At 31.9% G+C, this 1,442-nt stretch carries 3 protein-coding genes; all 3 read left to right on the top strand.

The annotated features are described in order from the left end of the window. Nucleotides 1-293 precede the first annotated feature (293 nt). On the top strand, nt 294-779 hold the full coding sequence (locus NSS88_RS16690; protein ID WP_341084191.1) for a WecB/TagA/CpsF family glycosyltransferase: 486 nt from the start codon (nt 294-296) through the stop codon (nt 777-779). A 106-nt stretch (nt 780-885) separates the two neighbouring features. Beyond that, on the top strand, nt 886-1,248 hold the full coding sequence (locus NSS88_RS16685) for a WecB/TagA/CpsF family glycosyltransferase (RefSeq protein ID WP_341084193.1): 363 nt from the start codon (nt 886-888) through the stop codon (nt 1,246-1,248). A gap of 70 nt (nt 1,249-1,318) precedes the next feature. Then, nucleotides 1,319-1,442 (top strand): DapH/DapD/GlmU-related protein (locus tag NSS88_RS16680; protein WP_341085466.1); only part of this gene is annotated, 124 nt, incomplete at its 3' end.

Genomic DNA, 1,442 nt, shown 5'->3' with positions numbered 1-1,442 from the left:
CTTGTTCATAGAGAGCACCTCCTGGGTTTGTTTGTGTCGTTACTCACATTCTACAGGAAAGGTGCTCTTTTTTCTATACCCTTTGGATTTTATTGGATAATCAACACGCCTGATCATAGCTGATAATGCAAAACAATTTATAGAGTCCCTTAATATGTTAAAACGGGATAGCAATAAACTAATCGAACTATCAGAAAATGGAAAAAAGCTTTTTTACAAACATTATTCATTTGAAAATTTACCTCACAAATTAACATATGTATTAAATAAATTGGATTTAGAGGATGATTTGGTTGAAAAGAAATAAAGTTACTCTGTTTAATGTTACATTTGATAATCTAACTATGGATGAGGCTGTTAGAGAGATTGATAATATTATAGTTCAAAATAAAAGGCATAATAAAGCAGATTTTGTAGTAACACCTAATGTAGACCATATAGTTAATATTCATAAAAATAGGCTTTTTAAAGAAGCGTATCAAAAAGCGGCACTAACTTTAGTTGATGGTGCTCCAATTGTCTTTTTGTCAAGAGTCTTCAATAAATCTTTAAAGGAAAAAGTATCTGGATCAGATTTAACCCCTCGTCTTTTTGAATTAGCCCAAAAAAAGCAGTACAGAGTTTTTATTTTTGGTTCCCTGCCGGGGGTAGCGGATTTAGCAATAAAAAGAATAAAGGAAGAACATGGATATAACTTCCCGATATCTTCGTATTCACCTCCTTTTGGATTTGAAAATGAGGCGTATACCTTAAATAAATGTATTAACCTGAATCCGTGATAAAAACGCGTTCAAACTGCTGAGAAAGCTTGATAAATCAACAAATATCACACTTTTTGCTTTTCACTCAATAAGTGAACATCCGAAACTGGGCTAAACCCTTGATATGATTACGTTTTCCGGTGCTTTTGATGAGCTGCTGTCACGGATTCAGGGTATTAATATTATTAAAGAATTTAATCCAGATATACTATTAGTTTCCATTGGATCACCTAAAGGGGAATTATTCATATATCAAAACTTAGAAAAATTAAAAGTACCTTTATCTATCCAAGTGGGAGCCTCTATAGACTTTATTGCTGGAACGGTCAAAAGGGCACCCCTATGGATGCAAAAATACGGTTTAGAATGGTTTTATCGATTCTTAAAAGAACCGAAGAGATTGTTTAAAAGATACTTTGTAAACGATAGTTATTTTTTTCTATTAATAATAAAAGAAATTTATTCAATTTATTTAAAAAGAAAGTGATTTTATAGGGAATAACGTCAAAATTGGTCCACTTACAAATATTATTGATAGCAACTATCATCAGATTGATATGGATGACGAAATGAGACCGAGGAAAATTAAAATTTCTGATAATGTTTGGATAGGAAGACAGTGTATTATATTACCAGGAGTTACTATAGGGGAAAATTCAGTCATTGCCTCTGGGAGTATAT

The organism is Geobacillus sp. FSL W8-1251 (genome assembly GCF_038005945.1).
Lineage (GTDB): Bacteria > Bacillota > Bacilli > Bacillales > Anoxybacillaceae > Geobacillus > Geobacillus stearothermophilus.
The sequence above is the reverse complement of the archived record's forward strand: the minus strand, read 5'-3'. Positions and strand labels throughout refer to the sequence as shown.

What these genes read in the sequence shown, in the direction of transcription:
- NSS88_RS16685 (WP_341084193.1), top strand. Translation starts at nt 886, where the DNA reads ATGATTACGTTTTCCGGTGCTTTTGATGAGCTGCTGTCACGGATTCAG.